26 protein-coding genes, 1 tRNA gene and 2 CRISPR repeat arrays are annotated in these 25,719 nt (G+C 54.2%); of the genes, 15 read left to right on the forward strand and 12 right to left on the reverse strand.

Going from position 1 to position 25,719, the window contains the following annotated elements; genetic code table 11:
* The first annotated feature begins 15 nt into the window (after positions 1-15).
* Entirely contained in the window at positions 16-1,593 is a 1,578-nt protein-coding gene (locus ABGM91_RS09735; protein WP_290565781.1) for a glycine--tRNA ligase, read from the forward strand.
* Between the two features lie 382 nt (positions 1,594-1,975).
* A CRISPR array of direct repeats spans positions 1,976-2,397; the repeat unit is 31 nt; unit sequence GTCGCACCCTCACGGGTGCGTGGATTGAAAC.
* A gap of 329 nt (positions 2,398-2,726) precedes the next feature.
* Positions 2,727-3,221 carry a GNAT family N-acetyltransferase gene (locus tag ABGM91_RS09740; RefSeq protein ID WP_354834853.1) on the forward strand — a complete coding sequence of 165 codons (495 nt, stop codon included), beginning with the start codon at positions 2,727-2,729 and terminating at the stop codon, positions 3,219-3,221.
* A gap of 217 nt (positions 3,222-3,438) precedes the next feature.
* Here ABGM91_RS09740 and cas7c read toward each other — a convergent pair whose 3' ends face one another.
* From cas7c to cas3, 4 genes are read right to left on the reverse strand one after another with little or no spacing between them, the layout of a single operon-like run.
* Entirely contained in the window at positions 3,439-4,263 is an 825-nt protein-coding gene (gene cas7c / locus ABGM91_RS09745) for a type I-C CRISPR-associated protein Cas7/Csd2 (protein ID WP_354831897.1), read from the reverse strand.
* Positions 4,264-4,304: 41 nt separating this feature from the next.
* The gene (gene cas8c, locus ABGM91_RS09750) at positions 4,305-6,296 is read right to left on the reverse strand and encodes a type I-C CRISPR-associated protein Cas8c/Csd1 (protein ID WP_354831899.1); all 1,992 of its coding nucleotides are present in this window, start codon (positions 6,294-6,296) and stop codon (positions 4,305-4,307) included.
* A gap of 16 nt (positions 6,297-6,312) precedes the next feature.
* A complete protein-coding gene (cas5c, locus tag ABGM91_RS09755; protein WP_354831902.1) occupies positions 6,313-7,008 on the reverse strand; it encodes a type I-C CRISPR-associated protein Cas5c in 696 nt (231 codons plus the stop codon).
* A gap of 23 nt (positions 7,009-7,031) precedes the next feature.
* A complete protein-coding gene (gene cas3, locus ABGM91_RS09760) occupies positions 7,032-9,443 on the reverse strand; it encodes a CRISPR-associated helicase Cas3' (protein ID WP_354831905.1) in 2,412 nt (803 codons plus the stop codon).
* 68 nt (positions 9,444-9,511) lie between these two features.
* Here cas3 and ABGM91_RS09765 point away from each other — a divergent pair, with 68 nt between their 5' ends.
* The 4 genes from ABGM91_RS09765 to cas2 are packed head-to-tail and all read left to right on the forward strand — an operon-like array spanning position 9,512 to position 11,577.
* Positions 9,512-9,736: a hypothetical protein gene (locus ABGM91_RS09765; RefSeq protein ID WP_354834879.1), complete on the forward strand. Its 225-nt coding sequence runs from the start codon at positions 9,512-9,514 to the stop codon at positions 9,734-9,736.
* On the forward strand, positions 9,672-10,268 hold the full coding sequence (gene cas4 / locus ABGM91_RS09770) for a CRISPR-associated protein Cas4 (protein WP_354831907.1): 597 nt from the start codon (positions 9,672-9,674) through the stop codon (positions 10,266-10,268). The genes ABGM91_RS09765 and cas4 overlap by 65 nt, the downstream gene beginning before the upstream one ends.
* Positions 10,265-11,284 (forward strand): type I-C CRISPR-associated endonuclease Cas1c, encoded by a 1,020-nt coding sequence (gene cas1c / locus ABGM91_RS09775; RefSeq protein ID WP_354831910.1) that lies wholly within the window; start codon positions 10,265-10,267, stop codon positions 11,282-11,284. Before cas4 ends, cas1c begins: the two co-directional genes overlap by 4 nt.
* 2 nt (positions 11,285-11,286) lie before the next feature.
* Positions 11,287-11,577, forward strand: a complete 291-nt coding sequence (gene cas2 / locus ABGM91_RS09780; RefSeq protein WP_354831913.1) for a CRISPR-associated endonuclease Cas2 — start codon at positions 11,287-11,289, stop codon at positions 11,575-11,577.
* Between the two features lie 200 nt (positions 11,578-11,777).
* A CRISPR array of direct repeats spans positions 11,778-12,484; the repeat unit is 33 nt; unit sequence GTCGCACTCCACACGGAGTGCGTGGATTGAAAC.
* A gap of 70 nt (positions 12,485-12,554) precedes the next feature.
* Here the strand turns inward: cas2 and ABGM91_RS09785 are convergent.
* Genes ABGM91_RS09785 through ABGM91_RS09795 form a run of 3 tightly spaced genes read right to left on the reverse strand, consistent with a single transcriptional unit; the run spans position 12,555 to position 13,773 of the window.
* Entirely contained in the window at positions 12,555-12,812 is a 258-nt protein-coding gene (locus ABGM91_RS09785) for a hypothetical protein (RefSeq protein WP_290566695.1), read from the reverse strand.
* Positions 12,809-13,102 (reverse strand): MarR family winged helix-turn-helix transcriptional regulator, encoded by a 294-nt coding sequence (locus ABGM91_RS09790; protein WP_215427912.1) that lies wholly within the window; start codon positions 13,100-13,102, stop codon positions 12,809-12,811. The genes ABGM91_RS09785 and ABGM91_RS09790 overlap by 4 nt, the downstream gene beginning before the upstream one ends.
* 50 nt (positions 13,103-13,152) lie before the next feature.
* Positions 13,153-13,773, reverse strand: a complete 621-nt coding sequence (locus ABGM91_RS09795) for a hypothetical protein (RefSeq protein ID WP_215427910.1) — start codon at positions 13,771-13,773, stop codon at positions 13,153-13,155.
* A 324-nt stretch (positions 13,774-14,097) separates the two neighbouring features.
* Between ABGM91_RS09795 and ABGM91_RS09800 the strand changes: the two genes are divergently transcribed.
* Genes ABGM91_RS09800 through ABGM91_RS09815 form a run of 4 tightly spaced genes read left to right on the forward strand, consistent with a single transcriptional unit; the run spans position 14,098 to position 17,099 of the window.
* Positions 14,098-14,304, forward strand: a complete 207-nt coding sequence (locus ABGM91_RS09800; RefSeq protein WP_354831917.1) for a hypothetical protein — start codon at positions 14,098-14,100, stop codon at positions 14,302-14,304.
* Positions 14,305-14,312: 8 nt separating this feature from the next.
* A complete protein-coding gene (locus ABGM91_RS09805; RefSeq protein ID WP_354831920.1) occupies positions 14,313-15,947 on the forward strand; it encodes a portal protein in 1,635 nt (544 codons plus the stop codon).
* Complete coding sequence (locus ABGM91_RS09810; protein WP_215427904.1) at positions 15,944-16,225, forward strand: hypothetical protein; 282 nt, start codon at positions 15,944-15,946, stop codon at positions 16,223-16,225. Before ABGM91_RS09805 ends, ABGM91_RS09810 begins: the two co-directional genes overlap by 4 nt.
* Positions 16,218-17,099, forward strand: coding sequence for a hypothetical protein (locus ABGM91_RS09815; protein WP_354831923.1), 882 nt, complete (start codon positions 16,218-16,220; stop codon positions 17,097-17,099). The genes ABGM91_RS09810 and ABGM91_RS09815 overlap by 8 nt, the downstream gene beginning before the upstream one ends.
* 376 nt (positions 17,100-17,475) lie before the next feature.
* Here ABGM91_RS09815 and ABGM91_RS09820 read toward each other — a convergent pair.
* Positions 17,476-17,550, reverse strand: a tRNA-Val gene (locus ABGM91_RS09820).
* 171 nt (positions 17,551-17,721) lie between these two features.
* On the opposite strand from ABGM91_RS09820, the gene ABGM91_RS09825 reads away from it, so the two are divergent.
* The 3 genes from ABGM91_RS09825 (at position 17,722) to ABGM91_RS09835 (ending at position 19,382) form a co-directional block, all read left to right on the forward strand.
* Positions 17,722-18,222, forward strand: coding sequence for a thioredoxin family protein (locus ABGM91_RS09825; RefSeq protein WP_354831925.1), 501 nt, complete (start codon positions 17,722-17,724; stop codon positions 18,220-18,222).
* Positions 18,223-18,410: 188 nt separating this feature from the next.
* Positions 18,411-18,755, forward strand: a complete 345-nt coding sequence (locus tag ABGM91_RS09830; RefSeq protein ID WP_354831928.1) for a ferritin family protein — start codon at positions 18,411-18,413, stop codon at positions 18,753-18,755.
* A gap of 291 nt (positions 18,756-19,046) precedes the next feature.
* Positions 19,047-19,382 (forward strand): ferritin family protein, encoded by a 336-nt coding sequence (locus ABGM91_RS09835; protein ID WP_215427896.1) that lies wholly within the window; start codon positions 19,047-19,049, stop codon positions 19,380-19,382.
* A 57-nt stretch (positions 19,383-19,439) separates the two neighbouring features.
* Here ABGM91_RS09835 and ABGM91_RS09840 read toward each other — a convergent pair whose 3' ends face one another.
* Both ABGM91_RS09840 and ABGM91_RS09845 read right to left on the reverse strand, forming a co-directional pair.
* Positions 19,440-19,913, reverse strand: coding sequence for a C-GCAxxG-C-C family protein (locus ABGM91_RS09840; RefSeq protein ID WP_354831932.1), 474 nt, complete (start codon positions 19,911-19,913; stop codon positions 19,440-19,442).
* Between the two features lie 14 nt (positions 19,914-19,927).
* Positions 19,928-20,602 carry a DedA family protein gene (locus tag ABGM91_RS09845; RefSeq protein WP_354831935.1) on the reverse strand — a complete coding sequence of 225 codons (675 nt, stop codon included), beginning with the start codon at positions 20,600-20,602 and terminating at the stop codon, positions 19,928-19,930.
* A 109-nt stretch (positions 20,603-20,711) separates the two neighbouring features.
* Here ABGM91_RS09845 and lpxB point away from each other — a divergent pair, with 109 nt between their 5' ends.
* Positions 20,712-21,830 (forward strand): lipid-A-disaccharide synthase, encoded by a 1,119-nt coding sequence (gene lpxB / locus ABGM91_RS09850; protein WP_354831938.1) that lies wholly within the window; start codon positions 20,712-20,714, stop codon positions 21,828-21,830.
* 186 nt (positions 21,831-22,016) lie between these two features.
* Here lpxB and gdhA read toward each other — a convergent pair whose 3' ends face one another.
* Positions 22,017-23,372 (reverse strand): NADP-specific glutamate dehydrogenase, encoded by a 1,356-nt coding sequence (gene gdhA / locus ABGM91_RS09855; RefSeq protein WP_354831940.1) that lies wholly within the window; start codon positions 23,370-23,372, stop codon positions 22,017-22,019.
* A 459-nt stretch (positions 23,373-23,831) separates the two neighbouring features.
* On the opposite strand from gdhA, the gene ABGM91_RS09860 reads away from it, so the two are divergent.
* Positions 23,832-24,557, forward strand: coding sequence for a hypothetical protein (locus tag ABGM91_RS09860; RefSeq protein ID WP_354831943.1), 726 nt, complete (start codon positions 23,832-23,834; stop codon positions 24,555-24,557).
* 129 nt (positions 24,558-24,686) lie between these two features.
* Here the strand turns inward: ABGM91_RS09860 and ABGM91_RS09865 are convergent, their stop codons facing one another.
* Positions 24,687-25,697: a transposase gene (locus ABGM91_RS09865; RefSeq protein ID WP_290566510.1), complete on the reverse strand. Its 1,011-nt coding sequence runs from the start codon at positions 25,695-25,697 to the stop codon at positions 24,687-24,689.
* Between the last annotated feature and the right edge of the window lie 22 nt (positions 25,698-25,719).

Here is a 25,719-nt window from a genome sequence, read left to right on the forward strand (position 1 = left end):
TCTATATATCTTATCATGGCAGACAGAACCAATACAGATCCCGTCCGAATGGAGAAAATCGTGAGCCTCTGCAAAAGGCGGGGTTTCATCTTCCAGGCAGCTGAAATCTATGGCGGGCTGAATGGTTGCTGGGACTACGGTCCCATGGGTGTGGAACTCAAGCGCAACCTCAAGGAATACTGGTGGCGCAAAAACGTGCAGGAACGCGACGACATGGTGGGCATGGACGGCTCCATCCTGACGCATAACTCCGTGCTGGTGGCCTCCGGCCACGTGGGCGGCTTTTCCGACCCGATGTGCGACTGCTTGCTGACCAAGGAACGCCTGCGCGCGGACCAGATCCCGGCACAGAGCGGCATGGGCTTCTTCTACACCGGAGCCGCCAGGAAAGACGGTTCCTGGAGCGTGGAAAAGGAATACTCCGTGCTGGTGGACTCTGAAAAACAGGCGGACAAGGCCCGCAAGACGGCAGCCCAGTACTATGCCCAGCTGGCCGGCAAGGACGTCTCCCACAAGGAAATGGAGCTTCAAGGAGAACGCATGGAACCCATCACGGACTCCACCATGTACAACCCCGCCAACGGTTCCCTGGTGACGGAAGCCCGCGAATTCAACCTCATGTTCAAGACGACCATTGGGGCCACCTCTGATGAAAACGATCCCAATGCCACCGGCTGGCTGCGTCCGGAAACGGCCCAGTCCATCTTCTGCCAGTACAAGAACATTCTGGACAGCTCCCGCGTAAAGCTCCCCTTCGGGATTGCCCAGATCGGCAAATCCTTCCGCAACGAAATCAACCCGCGCAACTTCACCTTCCGTTCCCGCGAATTCGAACAAATGGAAATCGAATACTTCTGCCGTCCGGAAGACGGCCTGCGCCTGGTGGATGAATGGCTGGAACACCGCCTCAGCTTCTATGATGAAGTGGGCGTGCCGCGCGAACACATTCATCTGCTGGATGTGCCGGATGGTGAACGCGCCTTCTACTCCAAGAAAACCTACGACCTGGAATATGAATTCCCGTTCGGCATCCAGGAACTGGAAGGCATTGCCTACCGCACGGACTATGACTTGAGCTGCCACCAGAAAGGCTCCGGCCGTCCGCTGGAATACTTTGACGAAGAAACGCGGGAGAAATTCATTCCCCATGTGGTGGAACCCTCCGCCGGGTGTGACCGCACCATTCTGGCCATCATCTGTGAAGCCTTTGATGAAGAAGAGCTGGTGGATGACAAGGGCAAGAAAGACATACGTACCGTGCTTCGCTTTGTCCCCCGGATGGCTCCCATCAAGGCCGCCATCTTCCCGCTGCTCAAGAAAAACGAGGAACAGGTGCGCATCGCCCGTGAAATTGAAAAAACGCTCCAGCCATGGATGCCCGTCTTCTATGATGAAACGGGAGCCGTTGGCCGCCGCTACCGCCGCCAGGATGAAGTGGGCACCCCCTTCTGCATCACGGTGGACTTTGAAACCCTCGGAGAAAACGATGCCTCCCTCAAGGACACGGTGACCATCCGTCACCGCGACTCCATGGAACAGGAACGCGTTGCCATCAAGGACCTGCTTCACTGGCTCATTGCCCGCGTGCGTTAATGGCGCCTTTGACGGCCGCTGATGCCGCAAAACACTTCAGGGTCGCTCCGTGTTGAATGGAGCGGCCTTTTGTTTTCGGAATGACTGTGATGGAAAAAAGTTGCTGGACGATAGGCCACGGACCATCTAGCATCAAAAACAGGTTGGTTAACCAGAGGTGAATCAGCGATTCCAACATGAATTGCTGAACCGATGATCTGCTTGCGCCAACCTCAAGCTCACAGGAATTTCCCGGAAGATCGGCGATTCCTGTAAGTCATTGAAACCAGCAGATTGACATTCCCTTCAATAAGATAGAAGGCGTAAGGATTATGTATCTTGAAAGAGGTTGGCGCAAAGAGCCGTTTGTACCACTAACTTTCAACGCATATTCCCTTCCGCCGTCGCACCCTCACGGGTGCGTGGATTGAAACACGCCGTTCTCTTCCCATTTAACACTGAAAGAGAGTCGCACCCTCACGGGTGCGTGGATTGAAACTGCAAGGGAGGCCAATCTATCTTCATCTTCAGGGGTCGCACCCTCACGGGTGCGTGGATTGAAACAAAACCCTGCTGCCTGTCGGTGCAAGCGGAATATCGTCGCACCCTCACGGGTGCGTGGATTGAAACTTTTGCTGGTGAGAGCCATACAAACTCCCTCCTAGTCGCACCCTCACGGGTGCGTGGATTGAAACAAAGGCTTGAATCCTTCGCCGCCTTCGTTGTACTGTCGCACCCTCACGGGTGCGTGGATTGAAACCGCATCGGCATCCGTATAAGAATTGCCCGTTACTGTCGCACCCTCACGGGTGCGTGGATTGAACCCAAAATGGGTGAATGGACTTTGTCCAAATTGGAACAAGCGTTGGACAGGAATTGCTGCTCTTACAAGGGTATAGTGCTCTGTTTTTTATTCGATCAGCTATTACTATCAGGAAGGATGGAATTAATTCTGATTAACAAGTAGTTAATCAAGAAAGGGTATTGAAATCCCATCCAAAGAGGGCGTTTGTTGAACAATGGTATTGGATATTTTAATAGACTGGTATGTGGTTAAACATTAAGCTTCCAGAAAATTAAGGCGCTTGATATACTAAATTAGTAATTATATTTTAGAATGTTACGTATTAATTACATTGAAGAGAGTTGATAGAATGATCAGGAAGTGTTTGGAATCAGAATTGGAGACGATTTATGAAATTATCAATGATTCTTCCATAGCTTATAAGGACAGGATTCCTGCTGACAGGTGGAAAGAGCCTTATATGAGCATGGACGAATTGCAGGAACAGATTAACGATGGGGTCATATTTTATTGTTTGGAAGATGACCTGAATATTCTTGGTGTCATGGGTATTCAGGACCGGAAAGATGTTAACCTGATACGCCATGCGTATGTGAGAACGGATGCACGGAGAGAAGGGGTGGGAGGCCAACTCCTGCGGTATTTACAGAAAGACCAGGAAAAGCCTATTTTAATAGGTACATGGGCAGATGCTGTATGGGCCATAGAATTCTACCAGAAGCACGGTTTCCATGTAGTGGAGCGAGAAGAACAAAAACGACTGTTAAAGAAATACTGGGCCATTCCGGCAAGACAGGTGGAGACTTCTGTCGTTCTGGCAGATGGAAAATATGATGGGAAGTAGCCTATGGCCCGGAAACAGTGTTCCCTGTGTGATATTCTAAAAAGATAGTATGATGGTTTTTTTGTTTTGAGTCCTAGGGTGTGTTTGTATTTAAAATCAGTTATTGAATTTGTGTGTGAATTGTAGCTTGTGGATACATCCAGTGGTATAGATTTGTACAAAAAACACCCTTCACTAATAAAAGTGAAGGGTGTTTGCATTCTTGATGGGAAAAGTTTTAGAAACCTTCTATGATTTCAGGCTTCAAACCGGGAAGATCATATTTTTCTGCAATGGTTCCATCCAGGGTGATTTCTATGGAGTGGTGAACCTTGGCGGAGGAGTATTGACCGCTTTTACAGTTATGTTCCCACCAGATGACTTTCTGGACGGACATGCTGCCTTCCGGGCGGGCAGAGGAGGCGTCTCCTTCAAACATCTGCGGGAGAACTTGCTTCAGGAGGGATGCGTCTTTATCAGAGAAGCCTGTCAGCTCGGCCAGTTGCGGATTGATTGCTCCAAAGAAGACATAGGTTCCCTTGTCTATTCTGTATTTCATTCCCATGGTGTCGGAAGTTTTTTTGCTGCCGTCTCCATCATTGCTGACGCTTTTGGTGATTTGGGTGCTGGTGACGTTGACTGTATCCGTACTGAAAGCAGGTTGAATGCTCACCGGGCCACGGATGCCGATGGAGACTCCTGTTCCTTTTTCTGCCCCTTTATCTTTTAGGGCAAAGACTTGTCCGAAGGCACGCACATCATACCATTCCTGGCAGGCTTTTTGCGCTAGTTCGGCAGATGTTCCTTTTTGCTTCAGAATGGGGGTGGCGCGCTCTTTCAGTGTTTTACAATCGTCTACACGCTTATCATCTGATTGGACAAAAATTTTCTGTCCCATGTCCAGCAGCTTGTTGCGGATTTTTCTCTTGAGACAGACGTCGGAGATTTCTCCCAGGCCTTCCAATGTCGTCCGGGGACGGTTGCCGTTAAGCGGATCTCCGTTTGGATTGGCATTCGTAACGGTGAAGATGACGGCAAAGTCAATTTTATGATTAAGGCTCATGATGTTGTTCTATGGTATGAGTTGATAATTGGTTGTAAGAATTATTCTGCTGATTGAGCGTTTTTTTCTTCCTTAGTTTTATAAATGAATGCTCTTTGACAATGGTAGCCAAGCAGGTAAGCTCCTGTTAACGGTGCATTGTCCAGAAGTTGTTCTAGAAGAAAGGTATCCATAATATTGTCTAGGTATTCGTCATATTTTTTCAAATAAGGAATAGTTTTCCCGTTTCTATGCAGAATGTTCCTATAAGGCTGAATACTTTTTTCCAGCATGGGCCAGGTTTCAGCTGGACGCTGTTGGAAACGTTGCATGAATTTTTCCGCGTTGGTAGGGCGGGAGGTATCCGTGACCTTTAATGCTAATGCTTCAATAGCTTCCGCAACGGCTAAAAGACGGCCGAAGAGGTAACTGCGGTCTGTGATGGATGAATCAAGGCTCATAATGTCTGAGGATGAAGTGTGTGTTTGAGGGTGATTATAAAGATAGATGGAGCAGGATACGCCCAGGGTCATTTCCCATTCCCACCATTCCATGGAATGCCGTTTGGAGGCCTGGAGGATGCATTGTTTTTCCAAGTCCGGGGGGATGGGAAGGTTTTGAAGAACGCAGGGAAGCAGCCTAGAAAGGGCATGTTTTCTTAGCTTGTCATCCACTTTGCTTCCATAGGCCGCTTTGACAATCATGGAAATGGATGGTGCCCCGATATAGGAGCGGTCGTTCCCTTCCTTGTCTTTGGGGAGATGCTGCTTCCAGCTGGCCCTGGAATGCCAGGCAAGCAGGTTGTTAAGATAGTCAGAGACAGAGAATTCCTGAAAACTGGAAAGGGACATGCGTCCCGGAGATGCTGAGTTCAAACTTAGAACCAGAACCCGGTTGTCCATATCATTTTCATTCAGAGAAGTTTGCAGACGTTCTTTTCCGCCTCCCGATAGTTCTTTTTTGAATTGTTTAACCAGTTGGATCACCTGATCATTCGGAGTTGGTTGGTCAGGCGCGTAGTGTTGCCATTCTTGTACATTGCCGCAGGGGGAGGGTACATTGAGCAAGCCTGGAGACCATGCAAGAACGACAAGATCTCCATCATACCAGCCCTGGCGGGAGATAAGCCAGCGAAGCGCGCTGTGGGCCTTTTGAGTGACTTCCGTACTTACTCCGCAAGCTTCATCCGCTTCAATGAATTTTCCCCGGTAAGTGTAACCGGAACTGTCATTGGAGGAAATGAGTTTAGCTTTGTCTCCGGCGTTTCTGATCCGTGCCGGATGGTTGGCTGCCAGCGGTGCGGTTTGTCCCAGAATGTAGCACATTCCCCGCTTGGTAGATTTGGATTCCGTATAGCGCCTCCAGGATTCGTACATGGAGGGGTCATGGTATACTTCCACAGGGCTTCCGTCCCTGCTGTTGACTTTCCACCGTATGAACGCATTTTCCTGGGTGGAGGCGCCAAGGATTTCAAAGATGGAAGGCATCTCCTGTTTGTCCCCTTTCCACGTAGGAATCAGGGTGTTGGTGGAATTTCCTACATGCAGGATTCCCTCTTTAACCAAGTCGGCGATTAGGGATTTTTTACGGATATAGGCCAGAATGGCTTTCAGTTTTATATTGTCGGGATCAAAGGCCGCCCATTCCGACAGTTGTTGTTCATATTGCTCATAAGATTCAAGCAGAATTTTAAGCTGCTTGGTCCGTTTGGCCGGGGTTTCAGCCGGAGGGAAGTAGTCCGTATTGTCTCCTGCCACATATTGGAGCTTGTCGCACAGAGGGTGGGGACACGCCCCGCTGGTGCGGCCTCCGGAAGCTTCCGTAACGGGAATGATGGTGGGCTGTGTGTTTGGATTGTTGAGAGAGGCATTGACAAGCTCTCCCTGTTTGTTCAGGGTGATGGTGATGTGGGCATTCTGCATGCTATGATACAGCGGCAGAAGAGGTGTGATAAGGCGCTCCTTTCGGTTGCCTTGGGCCGGTTCTTTGTCAATGCGTCCTATGTAATCACGGTTTTGTTCGTAGGTAGCATATAAGGCGTGCATCCAGTTCATCGCTTTTTTTCTCCTTTCATTTTTCCAGGCTCAGATCATCCAGTCCGCTGGATTTTGGCGGGCATGCCGCCATGGGACGCACATGTTTGACGATTTGGCATTCCTCAGGACGAATGAAACGGACGATTCCATTTTCCATGACAGGACGCCAGAAACGTATGGAAAGCTCGTCTTTTCCCGTCTCGTCCGGATAGTTGAATCCATGGAACATCAGGCCAAAGGAGGTTTCTCCGTAATTGTCATAGAAACTTTTACCTTCTCCAAAACGGCATGGCTCCACGTAAGCTTGGCATTCCCGGGTGCCCAGGGAGATATCCCGGCGGCCACCGCGTTCAATCATGCGCCGGGCGATTTCATAGTGTTTGCCATCTATCCGGTCCCTGCTCATATCTGGACGGTGCATGTTCCATTCAAAGTGCGCCTTAACCTGGTATTCCACATCCTGCAGGTAGGTATATACGGACAAATCCACGCCTGCCTCATGGTATTTAATCAATTTCATGTTTTTGGGGACCAGGCGGATGGGGGCTATTACCCTCACTTCATCAATTATCCAGATCAGAGTAGGTTTCCAGTAGATTGCTTTTATAATTCCCTTCAGGGCTTCATAAGTGGGGATTTGGTAGGAACATTTTTCTCCGCCTATCCGGGTGAGGGGGTCGGAGAAAAGAGCATATTTACCGTAAACCTTAAATTCGACTTGATTGAGCATGAATGTGAAGTTGTTGAAGATTCCTATGGCTGGGAGAGGGTTAGAGCGCCGCAAGTGTCACCCGGATGTGCGAGAAAGCCCAGGAATGGATCATATTTATCTGCATTAACAGTATAAATATCCATTCTCTCCTGTATACGCATAATCTCTCCCGCATTCAAGTATTTTTCCAGATTTTGGTTGGAAATGGGGACGGAATAGGCTCTGGATTTTTGAAGGCAGTCATTCCATTGTTTCCATTCCTCCTCCGTGTGGGGATTCATGTTCCAAAGTATTTTCTGGTATTTTTTGCCTTCTCCATATGAGGTAAGAACGGCCATTGTGTTTTCTTGTATGGGATGGTATTGATACGCTGCCGAGGCAAAGGCCTGGAAAAGGCGTAGAGAACCGTATTTAGGCTGTTGGCGTAGAACTGGCATCAGTTTGAAATTCAGGGATAAAGCATCTTCCATGTTGGTGGAGAGGCCGGAACATGGGAACGGGTAAGACAGGTGGTCATGATTGTGTGTTTGGGTGAGCTTGCCGTGAAATTCCTTAAAATAAAGGGCAACGGATTTATTGCCTAAGATTTCCTCCTCTTCAGGATCACGAATCAGGTCCATTGCGATTTCCTTTCCGATTTCAAGTTCCGGTAAAGATCCCAGTTTTTCCAGTTTGTTTGCAGGATTGATAAGGATGATTTTTCCTCCTGGGCGCGAGGCGTCTCTGTTGCAGCGGCCTGCCGCCTGCGTGCAGGAGTCCAGACCGGCTACGCTCCGGATGATGACGTCAAAGTCCACATCCACTCCGGCTTCAATCAGGCCGGTGCTGATGCAGACTACGGTTTTCCCCATGGTCCTGGCTTTTTGCAGGGATACCTTGTCAATTTGGTTTGTAATGATTTCCTTCCTGTGGGCGGGGCACATGTTGGTGCTGAGGTGGAGGATGTGAGCCTCGGCATACAGGTTCCGGCAATCGGAGGCCAGTTTAGCTGCCAAGCTTTTGGTGTTGACGATTACCAGGGTAGGACCGTTTGCGGAAGCCTGCTCCATGATGAAATTTCTCATTCTTTCCACAGTCCAGTAATTGGAGGGTTTTATTTCACTGTAGACCTTGCATTGGCGGAATTGGTTAAATTGATCGAAGAAGGCTTGACTGTCCGGAATAATAGGTGTTTCAACAAGGTGATCATGCGCGTCTGTTTCTGTTGGCGCTTCCGGAGGGGTTGCGGTGCAGCGGATAGTGCTGCTGTGGCAAATGCCGGAGAGGAAGTCCAGAGAATGTTCAAAAAGCCGCAGGGAGGTGAGGGGGATGGCCTGTACTTCGTCAAAAATCACCACGGCATTCGCCAGGGAATGCATGCGGCGCATATGCTGCTTGCCGAATGCGTATAGTGCATTCAGGTATTGCACGGCTGTAGTGAGTATGATGGGTACATTCCATGTTTGAGTAGCTTCCATGTACCATGTTTTTTTTTCCGGCGTCCAGGGTTCCTCTTCTCCTGTTTTATTGAGGGTCTCCTGCACCAGATTGGAATGGTGTTCCAGAATACATTCCTTGTATTCGTCTCCGAGCGCTTCTTTAATTGAATTTGCCGTCTGGTCAAGAATGGAAGTATAGGGAATGACGTAAATGATGCGGGACAAATGATGCCGCCGCGCATGTTCCAAGGCGAATCTGAGACTTGAAAGGGTTTTTCCTGCACCGGTAGGCAGCGTAAGGCTCCATTTGCCAACGCGGCCTCCCGCGGCCTGAAAACATTCCTGCGACATGGCAGCCCTACTTTGGTTCATGGGTGTTTCAGTTTTGAAGGAACCAAGGTGTTTGTTCAGGTTGTTTTGCATTCCTTCCCAATCCGGTTTAGGAATGCTGTCGTGGCTTCCTCTGCCGGACGCACTTGTGTAATCCGCTTCAATCAGACTGCTCAGACAGAACCGTGCGATCAAACCATAATGGAATGAAACTTTTTTTTGGGAATGGCCGAACAGAGAGAGAATGCGTGTATGGATATTCTTGAGTTCCCTCCCCAATTCCGGGTTTTCCAGAAGGGAATAATAGTGTTTTTTTTCCGAAGATGTTAGTTTTGATAAGATTTCATCAAGATGAGTTTTCTCTCTGGATTTTTCCATACGCTGTGCGAATACGGCATCGCCGGACATCGTTCCCCGGAAGCAGTCTATCAGAGAAGGATGATGGTGAGAGGCAATGCATAAAGCAATGATTTGCCTGAAAACAAAAAATTCTTCCGCTTCCGGTACCACGGGGAAATAGTTCCAGACAAATTGGGCACCAGCCGTGGAGTGATCTATACCTCCTTTTTGGATTGGAGGAGTGAGGTTTTGCGAGAGGAAATCCATGTATTCCTGAAACTCCGCGCTCATTTTGCCGAAGTCATGCATGCCGCCAATCAAGGCCCCCAGCTGTGGTAACCCTATGAAGGCAAGTAGGGTAGACATAGTACGAGTGCACTCCTGTTCATGGGTGGAAAGGAGTTGATGGGGACGGGCCTGGTACATGATGAACCATGATAGATGCCATGTATTTGTTTACAAGATATGAATTGATTTTTTTAACATTTTATTTAGGGTTCCATCCTGAACAGAATTTCCAAGATGTCTTCAACTCTCTTCTCCATACCCTTGGCGGCATTGCAGCATTATCTGTACTGTCCCAGGTAGTGCGCTTTGATTCATCTGGAATGCGCATGGGAGGAGAACCAGTTCACGGCAGAGGGAAATGTATTTCATGAACGGGCTGATTCCGGGATGACGGAAACCCGCGGATTGAAAAAAGTGCTGCGCTCCCTTCATGTTTCTTCCGCACAGTGGGGTATTCACGGGATTGCGGATGTGGTGGAAGCCGTTTATGCTGAAAAGGGCGGTGAGGCAGTGTCCATGACACCCGTGGAATACAAGGTGGGGAAACCCAAGCCGCATCGTGCGGATGAAGTGCAGGTGTGCGCCCAGGCACTATGTCTGGAGGAAATGTTCAAGGTGGAAATTCCTTCCGGTTTTTTATTTTACGGAAAGACCCAGAGAAGGCTTGAAGTGGTATTTGACCAGGAATTGCGTTCCCTGACAGCCCAGGTTATCTGTAGTGCCAGGGAAGTGCTGACGGGCATTGTTACGCCATTGCCCCATTATTCCAAGGGCTGCAAGTCCTGTTCCCTGGTCAATGATTGCCTGCCTTCCGTGTGCCGGGAGCACAGGCAGGCCCTGAAAGCCCGGGTGGATGATGTGTTTGAGGACAGCCTTGGCGCAAGTGAAGCTGATGATTTATGAAGAAGCATTTAAATACCTTGTTTGTTACACTGGAGGGATGCTGGCTGTCCAAGGACGGCGATACCGTGAAAGTGAATTCTGATGGGGCCTGCCTGCTCCGGGTACCCCTTCATAATCTGGAGGGCATCGTAACGCTGGGGTGGGACATAGGAGTTTCCCCGCATTTGATGGGAGCCTGCGCTGAACGCGGCGTCACGCTTTCCTTTTGTAACCCTTATGGAAAGTTCCTGGCCGGCGTGCAGGGCTTTATGAAGGGAAATATCCTGCTGCGCCGGGAGCAGTACCGCTGGGCTGATGATGAGACAAGGTGGGTGGGCGTGGCACGGGAAATGATTGCGGCCAAGATTGCGAACGGCCGCAGCCTGCTTTTAAGGGCGCAGAGAACGTACGGGAAGGATTTATCAGAGGCGGTAGACCGTCTGGCGGCCTTTTGCCGCATGGCCCGCGGCTGTGAATCCGGCGATATCCTGCGGGGGATTGAAGGCTCTGCGGCAGAAACATATTTTTCCTGCCTCTCCCATTGCCAGAGGACGGAAGATCCGGAACTGGTGTTTGAAGGCCGCAACAGGCGGCCTCCCAGGGATTGTTTTAATGCCCTGCTGTCTTTTCTGTACAGTTTGTTGTGCCATGATGCCCGGTCCGCTCTTGAAAGCTCCGGCATTGATGCCGCCGCCGGCTTTTTGCACCGTGACCGTCCGGGGCGTCCCGGTATGGCCCTTGATTTGATGGAAGAATTCCGGGCACCCCTGGCCGATCGACTGGCCCTTACGCTGATTAACCGCAGGCAGATCACCGCAGATGATTTTGACAAGGAAGAGTCCGGTGCCTTTTTCCTGAAGGAAGACTCCCGTAAGAAAGTGTTGAACGCCTGGCAGGAACGGAAGAAGACCGTTCTGGTGCATCCTTTCCTTCAGGAAAAGACCACACTGGGATTGCTGGTTCATATTCAAGCTCTTTTAATGGCGCGCCACCTGCGTGGTGATTTGGATTGTTATCCTCCCTTTATCAGTAAGTAACCATGTACATTCTCATTACTTATGATGTCTCCACGGAGGATAAGGCAGGGCAGCGCCGCTTGCGCCAGGTTGCCCGCGCCTGTGAAAATATCGGACAGAGGGTGCAGAATTCCGTGTTTGAATGTGAGCTGTCTCCGGCCCAATTGGTTGACATCAGGAGCAAGCTGCTTAAAATTATTGATGACGAAAGCGACAGCCTGAGGATTTATCACATGGGTTCCAATTGGCATCATAAGATAGAACAATTGGGAAAGGAAAAAAGCTATGACATTTCCGGCCCCCTGATTATTTAAAGACTGTTGAACACGGCCTTTGCGCCAACCCCAAGCTCACACAAATTCCCCGGGAGGTCGGCGATAGATGTAATGCATTGGGAATTGAAGATTGACAGATGATCACCCCGAGAGGAGGCCGTGCAATGACGGTCTTCTCCGGGAGGTTGGCGCAAAGTATCATATGCACTGTTGAATAACAGTGCATATGATCATACGCGGTCGCACTCCACACGGAGTGCGTGGATTGAAACCACAAGCCCGCCCAACTGCCCTTAGCGAGCAATAGTCGCACTCCACACGGAGTGCGTGGATTGAAACAAGCCGGATACGGTGATCGTGCTGGACAAGCGCGGTCGCACTCCACACGGAGTGCGTGGATTGAAACATAGGCTAGTAGCAAAAGCCTTTGTAAGAATACCGTCGCACTCCACACGGAGTGCGTGGATTGAAACTTCTCATACATTTTTGCCCCACCATCCTTATAATGTCGCACTCCACACGGAGTGCGTGGATTGAAACGTCGTTACGTCCTTTTCGGTGATTCGCAACTCGGCGGTCGCACTCCACACGGAGTGCGTGGATTGAAACAGATGGTTGGTCATGTCTACTTCACCTTCGAACAGTCGCACTCCACACGGAGTGCGTGGATTGAAACCGGCACCCGGAATATGTGCTGGAAGGGGAGGCCCGTCGCACTCCACACGGAGTGCGTGGATTGAAACAACAAATTCCACCCTCCCAGAGTCGAGGTCAAACGGTCGCACTCCACACGGAGTGCGTGGATTGAAACCGTAGTTCGGCCGCACATTCTCGCACTACGGCCGGTCGCACTCCACACGGAGTGCGTGGATTGAAACTGGATTCAACCAGGCGAACAACCTGAAACGGGAAGGTCGCACTCCATACGGAGTGCGACTCTGCTGCCTGACAATGAAAAAGCTCTCCAGGCTTGTTTGGTCTGGAGAGCTTTTTTGTAGTGACGTATCATTAAAACTTCAGGAAGGAGTATGATTGTCCAGATTGAGTTCTGCGGGCGGGATAGCCTGGAGCAGGGCCAGAATGGGGTCCTGCGTTCCGGCTCCCGTTTCCTGCCGGCGTTTGAATTCCTCTTCTTCCTGCTGGAGGGCGGCCAGTTTGGTGTCTTCCACCAGGGCCTTGAATTTGTCCGCCTGGGAGTATTCGCCGTCCTTATCCCGGAAGACCCGGGCGAGCCAGCGGCGTTTTTCTTCCGTACTGAGCAGGGAGTCCTTCATGTGCCGGGGAGGGTATTTTTGTCCAGCAGGTTTCCGGCCAGCTGCTTGCCTTCCTCCGTGGGGCGGTACACGTAAGGGCGGCAGTCTCCGAAGCGGTTGACGTATCCCTGTGCAATGAGGTCCTGCAGGATGTTGGTGACGGTATTGGGGTGCAGGCGGGTGGCTTCCGTGATGGTGCTGTGGCGCCTGTATCCGGCAATAATGGCCAGAATGACCTGAGCGCTGCTGAGGCGGAAGTCCATCCTGCGGACGTTGGTGGCGAATATCTGTATGAAGTCCAGTGCTTTCATCAGCGTGTATTCACAAGTTATCGTTATGTTGTTCCCGTGTTATTCTCCTGTTATTCACATTCCTCCGGGCAGGTGGGAGATTTGATTTTCCTCAGCAGGTCCAGCAGGGGGTGGGAGTCGTTGGAAAAGGATTGCACGGCGTTGACGGTGGCTGCCTGCGGAAGAATGATTTTATGGAATTCCTGGTGAAGGTTCTGGCGCAGGCTCTGGTTTCCCGTCATGGGCATAGCCAGTTTCTCCGCCAGGCGCGTAGCCAGGGCGTCCATGAAGAGGGGATCAAATTGGTTTGCGTCTTCAATGTCCGCAATGTAGCTCATGGGCAGTGGAGCGCGTGAGGCATGGATGCGGCGCCCTTGCATTTTCCATTCCGTACATTCCACATCCAGGACGCGCAGGCAGTCCGCAGGCAGCGTGAACTGGTAGGGGGTCAGGGAGTTGGGAGCCTGGGCGGAGACGGAGTCCAGCATGGTTTGCGTGGTGGCGAAGGTCCAGCGCGCCATGCAGAGGGTTTCCCTCCGGGCCGGGTGGTAGTGAAGAACGCAGAGACGGGATGCCGTGGATTCATTGGCAATCAGCGCATCCAGCGGCGCTTCCCCGATCTTGGAGAGCGCGGCGTTGCAAATATCCAGCGCGGAGGGGGTATCCGGCTGAAGTAAGGATTCATGAGTCATAACGCCACATGTTTGCCGGATTTGGCCGGGTAATGCATCTTGTTTGGGAACTCCCTCTTTTATGCCACCGGTGGCATGTATGCGGACGTTTTTTCCCCAGGTGCATTTTCCGGCAATTGGTCTATTTGATAGACGCATGCACCGGTCCGGGAGTTTCCGGGCAGGTGAAGAGCGTGCCCTTTTCCTTTACGGTGAGAAGGCGCCTGAACCGCATGGCTTATCCGTGCGGCAGGCGTCCGGACCTCCACGGAGCCATTTATTCCGGCAAACGGAACGGGCCATCAATAAAACCATACATAGAAAGAAAAAGAGATTATGGGATTCATGAAACCATCCGCACCGCCCACTCCCGCGCCGGAGCAGACCATTCCAGTGAAGGCGGAGAGCGTGGGTGAGGAAACAGGAGAGGATTACCAGGCACGGGAGCGCCAGAGGCAGGGGATGATTTCCACCATTCTGGCACGCCGCCATTCTTCCGCCGGGCAGGAGGAGGCCAATCCCCGCACCCTGCTTAGGAAAACCCTGGGATAGCCGCCGCCATGGAAGAGAGAGTTGCGGAGTTGAATTCCGTGTACAAGTCCCTGGCCGCCCAGCGCGCTCCCTGGGAGACGTGGTGGGACCGTTTGAGGGATTACGTGCTGCCGCGGCGCCTGAACCGGGAAGGGGATGTTTCCCAGCCCAGCAGGGACGCCATGGACCGCATGACGGATACCACCGCCGTGGAGGCTTGCCAGAAGCTGGCAAGCGGCCATATGTCCTACATCACGCCCAGCCATGACGTGTGGTTCAAGTGGTCCGCTCCGGATGACCGGGGCGGGGATGAAGCGGAGGCTTGGTATAACCAGTGTTCGGAGATTGCCTTGAAGGAGCTGTCCGTTTCCAATTTCTATACGGAGATCCATGAGTGTTTTCTGGACCGGGTGGCTTTGGGAACGGGTAGCCTGTTTACCGGGAATTCGTCAGACGGCAGGCTGCTGTTCACGAATATTCCGTGCGGGCAGTTCGCCTGCGCGGAGAATGCGGAAGGCCGGGTGGATACCTACGTGCGGGAGTTTACCTATACCGCCCACCAGGCACGTTCCATGTTCGGCCTGAAGGCGCTGGGCCCCCGTGCGCGGGAGGCGCTGGAACGCGGAGGCAATCCATACGCCACGTCCTTGAGGTTCCTGCATGTAGTTCGTCCGCGCGCCCGGCGCAGCCGCCGCAGGGAACAGGCCTCCCACATGCCGTTTGAGAGCGTGTACCTGTCCCTGGATGACCAGGTGATCGTGGAGGAAGGGGGATACATGGAGTTTCCGTACCTGGTGACCCGGTTTTTGAAGTGGGGCAGCGGCCCGTACGGCCTTGCGCCCGGCAGGCTGGTGTTTCCCGCCATCCAGCAGGTGCAGTTCCTGAACCGTATTCTGGACACCCTGGGTGAGGTTGCCGCCTTCCCCCGCATTCTGGAGCTGGCCAACCAGATCGGGGAGGTGGACCTGCGGGCCGGCGGCAGAACCGTCATCACGCCGGAGGCCGCTTCCCTGCACCTTCCGCGGGAGTGGGCCACGCAGGGCAGGTACGACGTAGGGATGGACCGCCTGGCGCAGAAGCAGGACGCTATCCGGCGCGCCTATTACCTGCCCATGCTGGAGCTCTGGAGCGGCCACCGCGGCAGCATGACCGCCACGGAGGTGATGGCCCGGGAGAACGAACGCGTGCTGATGTTTTCCCCGTCTTTCACGCTGTTTGTGAGTGACTTGTATTCCACCATGACGCGCATTTTCTCCCTGCTGTTCCGCATGGGCAAGTTCCCCAGGCCTCCCCGCGCCGTTCTGCGGGAGGGGAGGGACGGGGCCATTGCCGTTGGAGAACCCAGGGTGGTGTACCAGTCAAAGATTGCTCTGGTGCTCAGGCGCTTGCAGAGCGAGGGAATGGACCGCAGCCTTCAGCGCCTGAATATGATGATGCAGGCTGCGCCGGACCTGGCGGACCATGTGGACTGGGATCATTGTTTCCGCCTGTCCACCCGTGTGGACGGCGCCCCGGAGAGCATGCTGAGGCCATGGGCTGACGTCCAGGCCATGCGGAAGGAGCGTGCGGACCGCCAGCAGGAGGCCGCGCAGGCTCCGGCGGAAGAGGACCCGTACGCTTCCCTCAATCCTTTGCTTGACCAGTTAACAGCAATTCAGGAATGAACCAGGATACGACATTGCAGCAGGAGGCTTCCCTCAGGGAGGCCCGTCTTAGAAGGCGCCAGCTTCTCCGGGTGTTTGACACCCCGGACGGGCGGGAGGCGCTGACCTTTCTGGAGGCCCGCTTCCAGACTGATTTGCCCGTTTTTCAAGGCAGTCCCGGGAGCTACGACCCCCTGGACGCCATGAGGCGGGATGCCTACAGGGAGATATTCCTGTACATTCGCCGCCAGCTTCAACTAGCCATTAAAGAATCCACAGCAGAAGAAAAAAATGATTGATTCCATTGATAACCATACGGCCGCCCCCTCCGGGGAGGCGGATTTTTCCGGGGGAGTTTCTCCGGAGGCGGAAATTTTAACCGGGGCTCCCGCGCCGTCCGAACCTCTTCCCGGTCTTCTGGGGGAGGACGGAGGTTTTGTTCCGGACTGGTACGCCCGTTTTGATGAGCTGAAGGGGATGGAGAAGTCCCTTTCCAAGTTTAAGACGCCGGAGGCCCTGGCGAAGAGTTACGCGGAGCTGGAGCGCATGCGGCATTATCCCGGTGTGGAGAATGAGGAGCAGATGGAGCGGTTCCGGCGGATGGCCGGGCTTCCGGAGTCAGAGGAGGAGTACCGCCTGGAGCGTCCGGAATCCATGCCGGAAAGCGAGTGGAACGCCGGACTGGCGGAACGCATGGCCCGCACGGCCTACCGTTACGGCGTGCCTCCGGAAGCCATGAACGCTCTTCAGGAGACAATGTCCCAGGCGTATCAGGAAGCCAGGGAACAGATGGCGGATTCCCGGCTGGAGATGGAAACCCGGGCGGAAGAGTCCCTGCAGCAGGAATGGGGCGCCAATTATGAGCGCAACATGGGCCGTGCTACCGCCGCTCTCCAGCGGCTTGCGTCAGAGACGGGCGTGGATGCGGACGCCCTGCTTGATCATCCGGAGCTCGGTTCCAATCCGGACGTGATCCGGCTGCTGTTCCAGGCCTCTCGCCTGCTGGATGAAGCGCCCCTTCATCATTCGGGGAACGGTACGCCTTCTCCTGCGGAGGAGGCCATGCGCATGGAGTCAGACCCTTCCCACCCGCTTTATGATGCGTATATGAACGTGAACCATCCCAACCACAGATATGCCAATGAATTGTATGACCGCCTGACGTCCCGGTAAACCGTGGATTATCTGGCGGCCCTGGCCAACAGCAAGCCCGGCGGAGGGATTTCCTCCGCCGGGCTCTTAATGGTCATTATTTCATCAGGGAAGGAGGGTCAAGGGCTGCGGCCTTCATCTGCCTTCACACTATTAGCGTCCTGAGGGTGGGGTTGTGTTCAAAAAAAGATGGGAAAAGATTTTTGCCTTTCCTGCCGCAGACGCTGCAAATGCCATGTTTCCCGGCTTCTTTTTCTCTATCCGGGTGTGCGGAGCACCCTCCGCAAACAGGCTTTTTCTTCCAGGCCGTGCCGACGGAGATGCAGGAGAAAAGTTGGAAGCCCCAGGGTGCCGGAATAAAAAATCCCGTCCGGGAAGGGACGGGATTTTAAAAAAGTGGTACGCGGTATAGGATTTGAACCTACGACCTCCACCATGTCAAGGTGTTGCTCTACCACTGAGCTAACCGCGCGTTTGGAAGTGCGGGCGGATTATTACCCGATTGGGGTGGAAAGAGCAATACTTTTTTTAGGAGAGCGTCCATTTCGGGAGGAAATCCGTCCTCTCCGTATGGGAAAGACGCTGATTTGTCTTCCTATGCTGCCATTTCCTGTTAATTTGCAGGGAACCATTCCCAAATCTAATGAACAGACATTCAATTTTTGCATTATGCGCCGTGCTCGGATTCAGCGTTTCCGGAGTTTCCATGGCCCAGGGTCTTCCGCCTGACAAGGAAGCCGCCGCAAAAGCGGCCAAGGCCGCCAAGGTGAAGTTCAAGTGGGGCAAGAGCATGAAAAGCGCCCAGAAGCAGTCGGAGGAGACGGGCCTTCCCATTGTTCTTCTTTTCACGGGAACGTCCTGGTGCGGTTACTGCATTAAGCTGGAGAAGGAAATTCTTTCCAAGAAGGAGTTCAAGCAAGGCATGGATGGCGTAGCCATCGGCGTCAAGTTTGAGTTCGGCAGTCCAGATTTCAGCAAATCTAAGGAAGCGAAGGAGTACGGCATTCGCGGCGTTCCCGCCATGGTGGTGGTAGACGCCCAAGGGAAGGAGCTGGGCCGCACGGGTTATGTTCCCGGCCGGTCTCCTGTCCAATACGTTGAGTTTTTCAAGAAGTACGCTCCCAAGCCGGCGGAGGCCAGGTAGGGCGCTTGCTCCCAACCGGGATTCTGGCAGGAGCTGTGGTGTTAAAGCCTCAGCTCCTGCCGTATTTTAGAGGAAAGGAGGGAAATTTTCATGAAACTCTTTTTCATCATGAAAGCTTGAAAAAATCCGTAGGAAAATTATGACAAAAGCATATTGAATAAAGAATTTGTTTATCCGGTCCTACTGGTATGCCTGAATTTACAAATGCATTTAGCGGATTGAAGGAAGACCGGATGCTCACCCATGACGAATTGGTGAGGGCCATCCGTTTCATGATCGCAGCGGAATATGAATCCATCCAGCTTTATACCCAGCTTGCCGCCTCCATTGACCATAAACTGGCCCAGGAAGTTCTTTGGGATATTTCCGATGAAGAGAAGGAACACGCGGGAGAATTCCTCCGTCTTCTCCAAGTTCTGGCCCCGGACGAACAGGGCTTTTACGACGAAGGAATGGGTGAAACCAATGAAAAAATTGACAAGCTGAAAGCGTCCTGCCCGGACGGCAAATGCAGCAGTTCCTCTGCCCATTGACGGATTTCCCAGCCGCCGCTGTCAAACGCCCGCTTTTTCCTTCAGGGAGAAGTCGGGCGTTTTCTCTTGCCGTATGGGGCGCCCGTTTTGTCTCTCTCATTTCACATCCGTAGTGGAAGGCACGCCGGAGAGGGGGGCGGAAAATTGTTGTTTCCCCCGCCTCAAAACATGACGGGAAGCGGCATCGCCGCTATTAGACCATTTTCTATGGAAAAAGTTCAAAGAATGTCGCAAAAAAATGTATGACAAAAACATTTTGAATACATTAGTGGTGATTTGAGTCATACCTGCATGCCTGAATTTACAAATGCATTTAGCGGACTGAAGGAAGACCGGATGCTCACCCATGACGAATTGGTGAGGGCCATCCGGTTTATGATCGCAGCGGAGTATGAGGCCATCCAGCTCTATACCCAGCTTGCCGAATCCATCGACAACAAACTGGCTCAGGAAGTTCTTTTGGATATTTCCAATGAAGAAAAGGAACACGCGGGAGAATTTCTCCGTCTCCTTCAGGTACTGGCCCCGGATGAACAGGGCTTTTACGACGAAGGAATGGGTGAAACCAATGAAAAAATTGACAAGCTGAAAGCGTCCTGCAAGGACGGTTCATGCAGTTCCCATTGACGGAACTTTCCGTCTGCTTGAAATGCCCGGTTTTCCTGCGTGGGGAGACCGGGCATTTCAATGCTGCGCCTTTGCTTCCAGAGCGGCCGCCTGCCGGGCGCAGAAGGCAATGCAGCGTTCGCAGGGGCGTGAGGCGTAATAGGCCGCGGTCCGTTCGCCGGGGCGCGCCGTTTCCGCGGCCAGCCGTTCCGGAGACAGGCCCAGCAGCTCCCGGCAGTAAAGCGTGCCGAATTCCTGTTTGAAGGAGGCCGCCAGGGATTGCACCAGGGAAAAGATTTTTTCCTTTTCTCCAGTCTCCGGAGAACTGTTTCCGTACAGGCTTCCCGCCAGCATGCTCAGTCCGCAAAAAGCTCCGCATACCTCCCGCATGCGGCCTATGCCAGCTCCAAGCGGGGAGGAAAGCTTCAGGGCCGTTTCTTCCGTCAGGCCGCAGACATCCGCAAAGGCGGCAAAGACGGACTGGGAACAGTTGTACCCCTGGTGAAAATAGTCCAGCGCCCGGGCTTCCCGGGCTTCCTTGGAAGCGCTCATGGAAAAAGTATGAGTTACTGCTCCTCTTCACGGGTGGCCTGTGCGGAGGCATCCTGCGGCTTCTTGCGGTCCGTCAGCCGCAGCATGATGATGTAGCAGACGGCCAGCACCAGCACGGCCAGAATGAGGGGAAGGCTTTCGCTCTTGACGGTGAGGATCAGTTCATCCGGGGATTTGAGCAGTTCCGGATGCCGTTCACCGATGCGGTGGCCGTACCAGGCGAGCACCGTGCACCAGACAAATGCGCCGAGCACCGTGACCAGGGAGAAGACGCCGAATCCCATGCGGACAATCCCCGCGGGAATGGAGATCAGGTGGCGGATGACGGGCAGCAGGCGGGCGAAGAAAACGCCGGAGACCTCGTAACGCTGAAGGAAGACTTCCGCCTTTTCCACCTTTTGGGGGGGCATGAAAAAGAACTTGCCCCAGCGCATGATAACCGGACGCCCCACGATGCGGGCGACCGCGTACGTAATGGCGGACCCCAGCCAGGAGCCGAACGTCCCTGCAATCACCACCCCCCAGAAGCTCATGCTCGCCCCGTCCTGGGCGGAAAGGATGGCCGCGGGCGGAATGACTACCTCACTGGGGACGGGAAAGATGGAGCTTTCCATGGCCATCAGGACAATGACGCCCACGTAACCCCAGTCCTGCACCCAGGACATCCAAAGCGAGACCAATTCATGCATACGGCGCGTATCTTGCATTAAAATCCTTGAAAGGAAAGTCTTTTATTGCGCCGCTGAAACGGGGCTGGTAAGGTAAAAAGGCATACGGCGCGCGCCGTAGCGGAGAGTGATGAAGCTTTATATTATAGCAGGAGAGAAGAGCGGGGATATTCACGGAGCCCTGCTGTTGAAGAATCTGCTGCGCCTGATGCCCGGAATGGACGTTCAGGGGCTGGGCGGCCGCGGCATGCATGCGCTGTGCCCCGGCGTGGAGGACTGGGCGGATGAAGCCGCCGTCATCGGCGTGGTGGAGGTGCTCAAGAAGTACGGATGGTTCAGGAGGCGTTTTCTCTCCATTCTCGAGCGTATACGGCAGGACCAGCCGGACTGCCTCATCCTGATTGACTACCCGGGATTCAACCTGCGCCTGGCGGAAAAAGTCCGCAAGTGCTGCCCCCGTACCAAAATCGTTTACTTTATCTCCCCGCAGGTGTGGGCCTGGCACCGCGGGCGCATTCCCAAGATGGTGCACATGCTGGACCTGATGATGTGCATTTTCCCCTTTGAGGCCCCCTTGTTCCAGGAAGCCGGACTGAGAACGGAGTTCGTGGGGCATCCCCTGGTGGATGAAATTGCCTCCATCCGTAAGGAGGGCGTCCGGCAGCCGTCCCTGATCGGGCTCTTTCCCGGCAGCCGGAACAGGGAGATTGACAGGCATTTTCCGGTGTTCATAGAGGTAGTGCGCCGTCTTTCCCGGGAACGGCCGGAGCTGTCCTTTGAAACCGCCGCCTCCACGGAGGTGCTTGCAGAAAGAATGCGCGGCATGGCGCAAAACGCCGGCATGCGGCCGGAACTCTTCCACATTACGGTGGGCGGCTATCATGAACTGATGGACCGCGCCGCCGTGGGCGTGGTGGCTTCCGGCACCGCCACGATGGAGGCCGCCTTGCACCGTCTTCCGTACATGCTGGTGTACAAGGTTCCGCTGCTCACGTACTGGATGGCCCGCATGCTCATTAAAATACGCTTTATCGGCATGGTGAACATTCTGGCGCAGAAGCCCGTGGTAAAGGAGCTGGTCCAGTTTGACTTTACGCCGGAGAAGGTGATTCAGGAAATAGAACGCCTGCTGGTTCCGGAAAACAGGGACGCCCTGCTGGCGGAAATGAAAGACGCCTCTGACAAGCTGGGGCAGGGGGGCGCTGCGGAACATGCGGCGCAGGCCGTGTGCCATCTGTTGGAGGAATAAGCGGCAAGGCTTTTTCCCCGGATATTGGTTCCGGGAGAACCGGGAGTGCCTGTTTGATTGGGCGCGGTTTCTGTGCTTCTGCCTTGGCCGGGGTGTTTCCCGGAGAATCAAGGCCTCCGGAAGAATGAAAAAGCGCCGGGCGAACCCGGCGCTTCATGGTGTGTTTTACGTTGAAAGCAGGCAGGCTCAGACCACTCCCTGGTCGATCATGGAATCCGCCACCTTCACGAAGCCGGCAATGTTGGCGCCGGTGACGTAGTTGGTGAAAGACTTGTCGGAGGAGTACTCCCTGGCATGGGCCAGGGCGTTCGCGTGGATGTTGGCCATGATGCTCTTCAGCTTGTGGTCCACTTCCTCGCGCGTCCAGGAGAGGCGCTGGCTGTTCTGGGACATTTCCAGGCCGGAGGTAGCCACGCCGCCGGCATTGGCGGCCTTGGCGGGACCGTACAGGATCTTGGCGGCCAGGTAGGTTTCAATGCCTTCCAGGTCCGTGGGCATGTTGGCGCCTTCCGCCACCAGCGTACAGCCGTTCTTGATCAGGGTGCGGGCGTCTTCTCCGTTGATTTCATTCTGCGTGGCGGAGGGGAAGGCGCAGTCGCACGGGACGCTCCAGGGACGCTGGCCTTCAAAGTACTGCGCCTTCGGGAACTCCTTAACGTATTCCGCAATGCGGCCGCGGCGCTTGTTCTTGAGTTCCATGACCCAGGCCAGTTTTTCCGGGGAAATGCCGTCCGGATCGTAAATGTAGCCGTTGGAGTCGGACATCGTGACGGGCTTCGCGCCCAGTTCATTCAGTTTTTCCACGGTGTACTGGGCCACGTTGCCGGAGCCGGACACCAGGCAAATCTTGCCCTGCAAGTCGTCATTGCGGGTGGCGAGCATGTTCTGGGCAAAGTACACGCAGCCGTAGCCGGTAGCTTCCGGGCGGATGAGGGAGCCGCCCCAGTTCAGGCTCTTGCCGGTGAGAACGCCGGTAAATTCATTGCGGATTCTCTTGTACTGGCCGAACAGGTAGCCGATTTCGCGGCCGCCCACGCCAATGTCCCCGGCGGGGACGTCCGTATCGGCGCCAATGTGGCGCTGAAGCTCCGTCATGAAGCTCTGGCAGAAGCGCATCACTTCGTTGTCGCTCTTGCCCTTGGGGTCGAAGTCGGAGCCGCCCTTGCCGCCGCCCATGGGCAGGGTGGTGAGGGAGTTCTTGAAAACCTGTTCAAAACCCAGGAACTTCAGAATGCCGAGGTTCACGCTGGGGTGGAAGCGGAGACCGCCCTTGTACGGCCCGATGGCACTGTTGAATTCCACACGGTACCCGCGGTTCACCTGAACCTTGCCCTGGTCGTCGATCCACGGCACGCGGAACAGGATGGTCCTTTCCGGTTCCACGATCCGTTCCAGAATCGCGTGGTCTTCATACTTGGAATTCGCGGCCAGAACCGGCTCAATCGTGTTGAGCACTTCCTGAACGGCCTGGATGAATTCTTTTTCGTGGCTGTTCTTGGCTTTCACCAAGTCCAGCACGCGCTGGGAATATGTCTGTGCCATCTTCTCTGTTTTTATATTTGGGTTGACGCTTCACGCGCGGTTGTTCGCACGCGCCTTCCGTTTATCATTCCACGGCGCGGACTGGCAATCATTTTTTTCCCGGGAAAGCATCAGGGGTCAGCAGGAAAATGGAAAATATCTTTCTGTGTTGTAATTTGTAAACTGACCCTATTGCCGCCTGGCTCTTGTCCGCGCAACGCGTTCCGGGCGGCGGAAGCTGGCGGCTTTACGCGGCCATCCGGACTCTTTTTTCCCCGGACGCGGATTTTGAATCCGGTGTCAATAAAGAATAAATGAAAAAGAAAAAGTTATCGTGAAACGCCGCTGCGCCACAGGCGGAATTGCTCCGCAATGAATGGACGGGGTATTTTTTATAAGCAGGCGTTTTTCTGCTCTTTGCGTAATCGTCCGGATTCAAAATCCTTAAACTGGCCTTCATTGTCAGAATAGTCAAAAACCATGAAGAAAACATTATTCCTGCTTATTGCCGGAGGGGCTTTTTCCATTGCCCAGGCGGCTTCTGTTTTTGTGGATGTGTACAGGGATGGGGAAGGAAGGGACGGCATGAACCAATACATTTCCAACGCTGCGGCTGTTCTCCCCTTGGTGGACGCCTCCGGCAGCGAGACTCCCTATACTCTTAAAATCGTTAAAAGCGCCGGAAATTTCTTCAACACGACGCTTGCCACCATGGCTCCCGGGGAGGATGACCCTGCCTATTACGCTTATTACCAGAACAAGGCGGCGATGACGGACCTAGTTAATACCCTCGGTTCTTTTGATTACAGCGCGCTGGCCTCCTACATGGCTCCCGGGGCCGGAGGTTCCACCACATCCTCCATTCAATTGGGAGGGCTGACCGTGGGAGACACGGTAACGCTGTATATGTTCATTTCCAGTACTGCCTCTGCTCCGGGGGCTACTGCCGTGACCGGGGGTACCGGCTCCTTCGAATACGCCGCGGCGGACGGGAGCGGATTTTCATCCACTCCTTCCTTCGCCAACGGCAAGCTCACCCTGGTCAAGTGGACGGGAGAGGCCACGGCGGATACCCTGGATTTCCGCATCGGAGGACAGAAGGCCGGGGTTGCGGCCATGGCGTTTTCAGTCGTTCCGGAACCGGCTGCGGCCTCCATGGGACTGCTTGGACTGGCCGTTATGATGGTGCGCCGCCGCAGGGCGTAATCCCGTTCACCCCGGCGTTCTTTTCCTTGTTACTGGGCCATCCCCGGAGACGGCATGATCCCCGCTCTCCGGGTTTTTCCGCGTGACGGGCGGGGAAAAGCTTCTTTCGGGCGCTCCCGCAGGGAAAAATCAGGCGGTCAGGCGTTCGATCCATGCCCGCGTTTTCAAATCCCCCTCCGCCATCTTCTTGGCCCGGTGGAGCAGGGTTCCCATGGATTTGGGGATGCCCATGTGCAGGCGGTTGCTGATCCAGGCGTACGGAACCAGCGTGCTTTGCCGGACGGCCAGGGCAATAATGAGCTTGGACGGGTGGCTGTAGGGCGTGACAAGCAAATCCTCCTCTGACAGGCCGAACGCCTTCAGGCCGTTTTTCACGATGATTTCTGCCTGGTATTCCCCTATTTCCGAGGCGCGCGCCCCCGTAGTGACGGGCTTCCTGCGCGCCAGCCGGGGCAGTTCCCCCACCAGTCTGGCGCGGAAGGCGCTGGAGCCGTAGCACCAGCCCCGCTGCACGGTGCCGGGGCCCACGTGCCCCGCGGGGAGCAGGGAGCGTTCATCCATGCGTTCCGCCTCAAAGCGGCCCATCAGATGGTTGAGGTACTTCTGGCGCCCGTCATCCGTATCGTCACAGCCAAAGCACACCAGGCCGCGTTCCGGGTGAATCCACTTGGGCCTTTTCGCGGGGGCTGCCAGCCATGCCGGGAGGCTGGTCCACTTGCAGCCGGAAAGGAACGTGTGGCGGCGCGCCAGGCCGGACCGCGCCGGATTCAGGTGAATATAGTCAATGATGGTGGAAAAATAATGGGCGTTCTCCGCTTCCACCACCATGGCGTGGTACCTGCCCGCAAACAGGTGGCCGCGCATGCGGTGGCGCGCGTTGAAGCGCTGCGTGTAGGCGGTCTGGAGCCATTTCATGCCGTCCACCAGATTGGCGCGGGCCGTCTGGAAAAGAATATGGTAGTGATTGGCCATCAGAGCATAGGCGTACACGGTCCAGCCGCTTCTGCGGGCCGCCTCATGAAAAGTGCGCAGAAAGATTTCCCGGTCCTCGTCATCCAGATAAATGGCGTCTCCGCGGTTGCCTTCGCTCTGCACGTGATAGACCGCTCCGGGGTACTCTATTCTCAACGTACGGCTCATAATGCCGGAAGCGTACCGGATG

It is taken from the genome of Akkermansia muciniphila (assembly GCF_040616545.1).
Classification (GTDB): domain Bacteria; phylum Verrucomicrobiota; class Verrucomicrobiia; order Verrucomicrobiales; family Akkermansiaceae; genus Akkermansia; species Akkermansia muciniphila_E.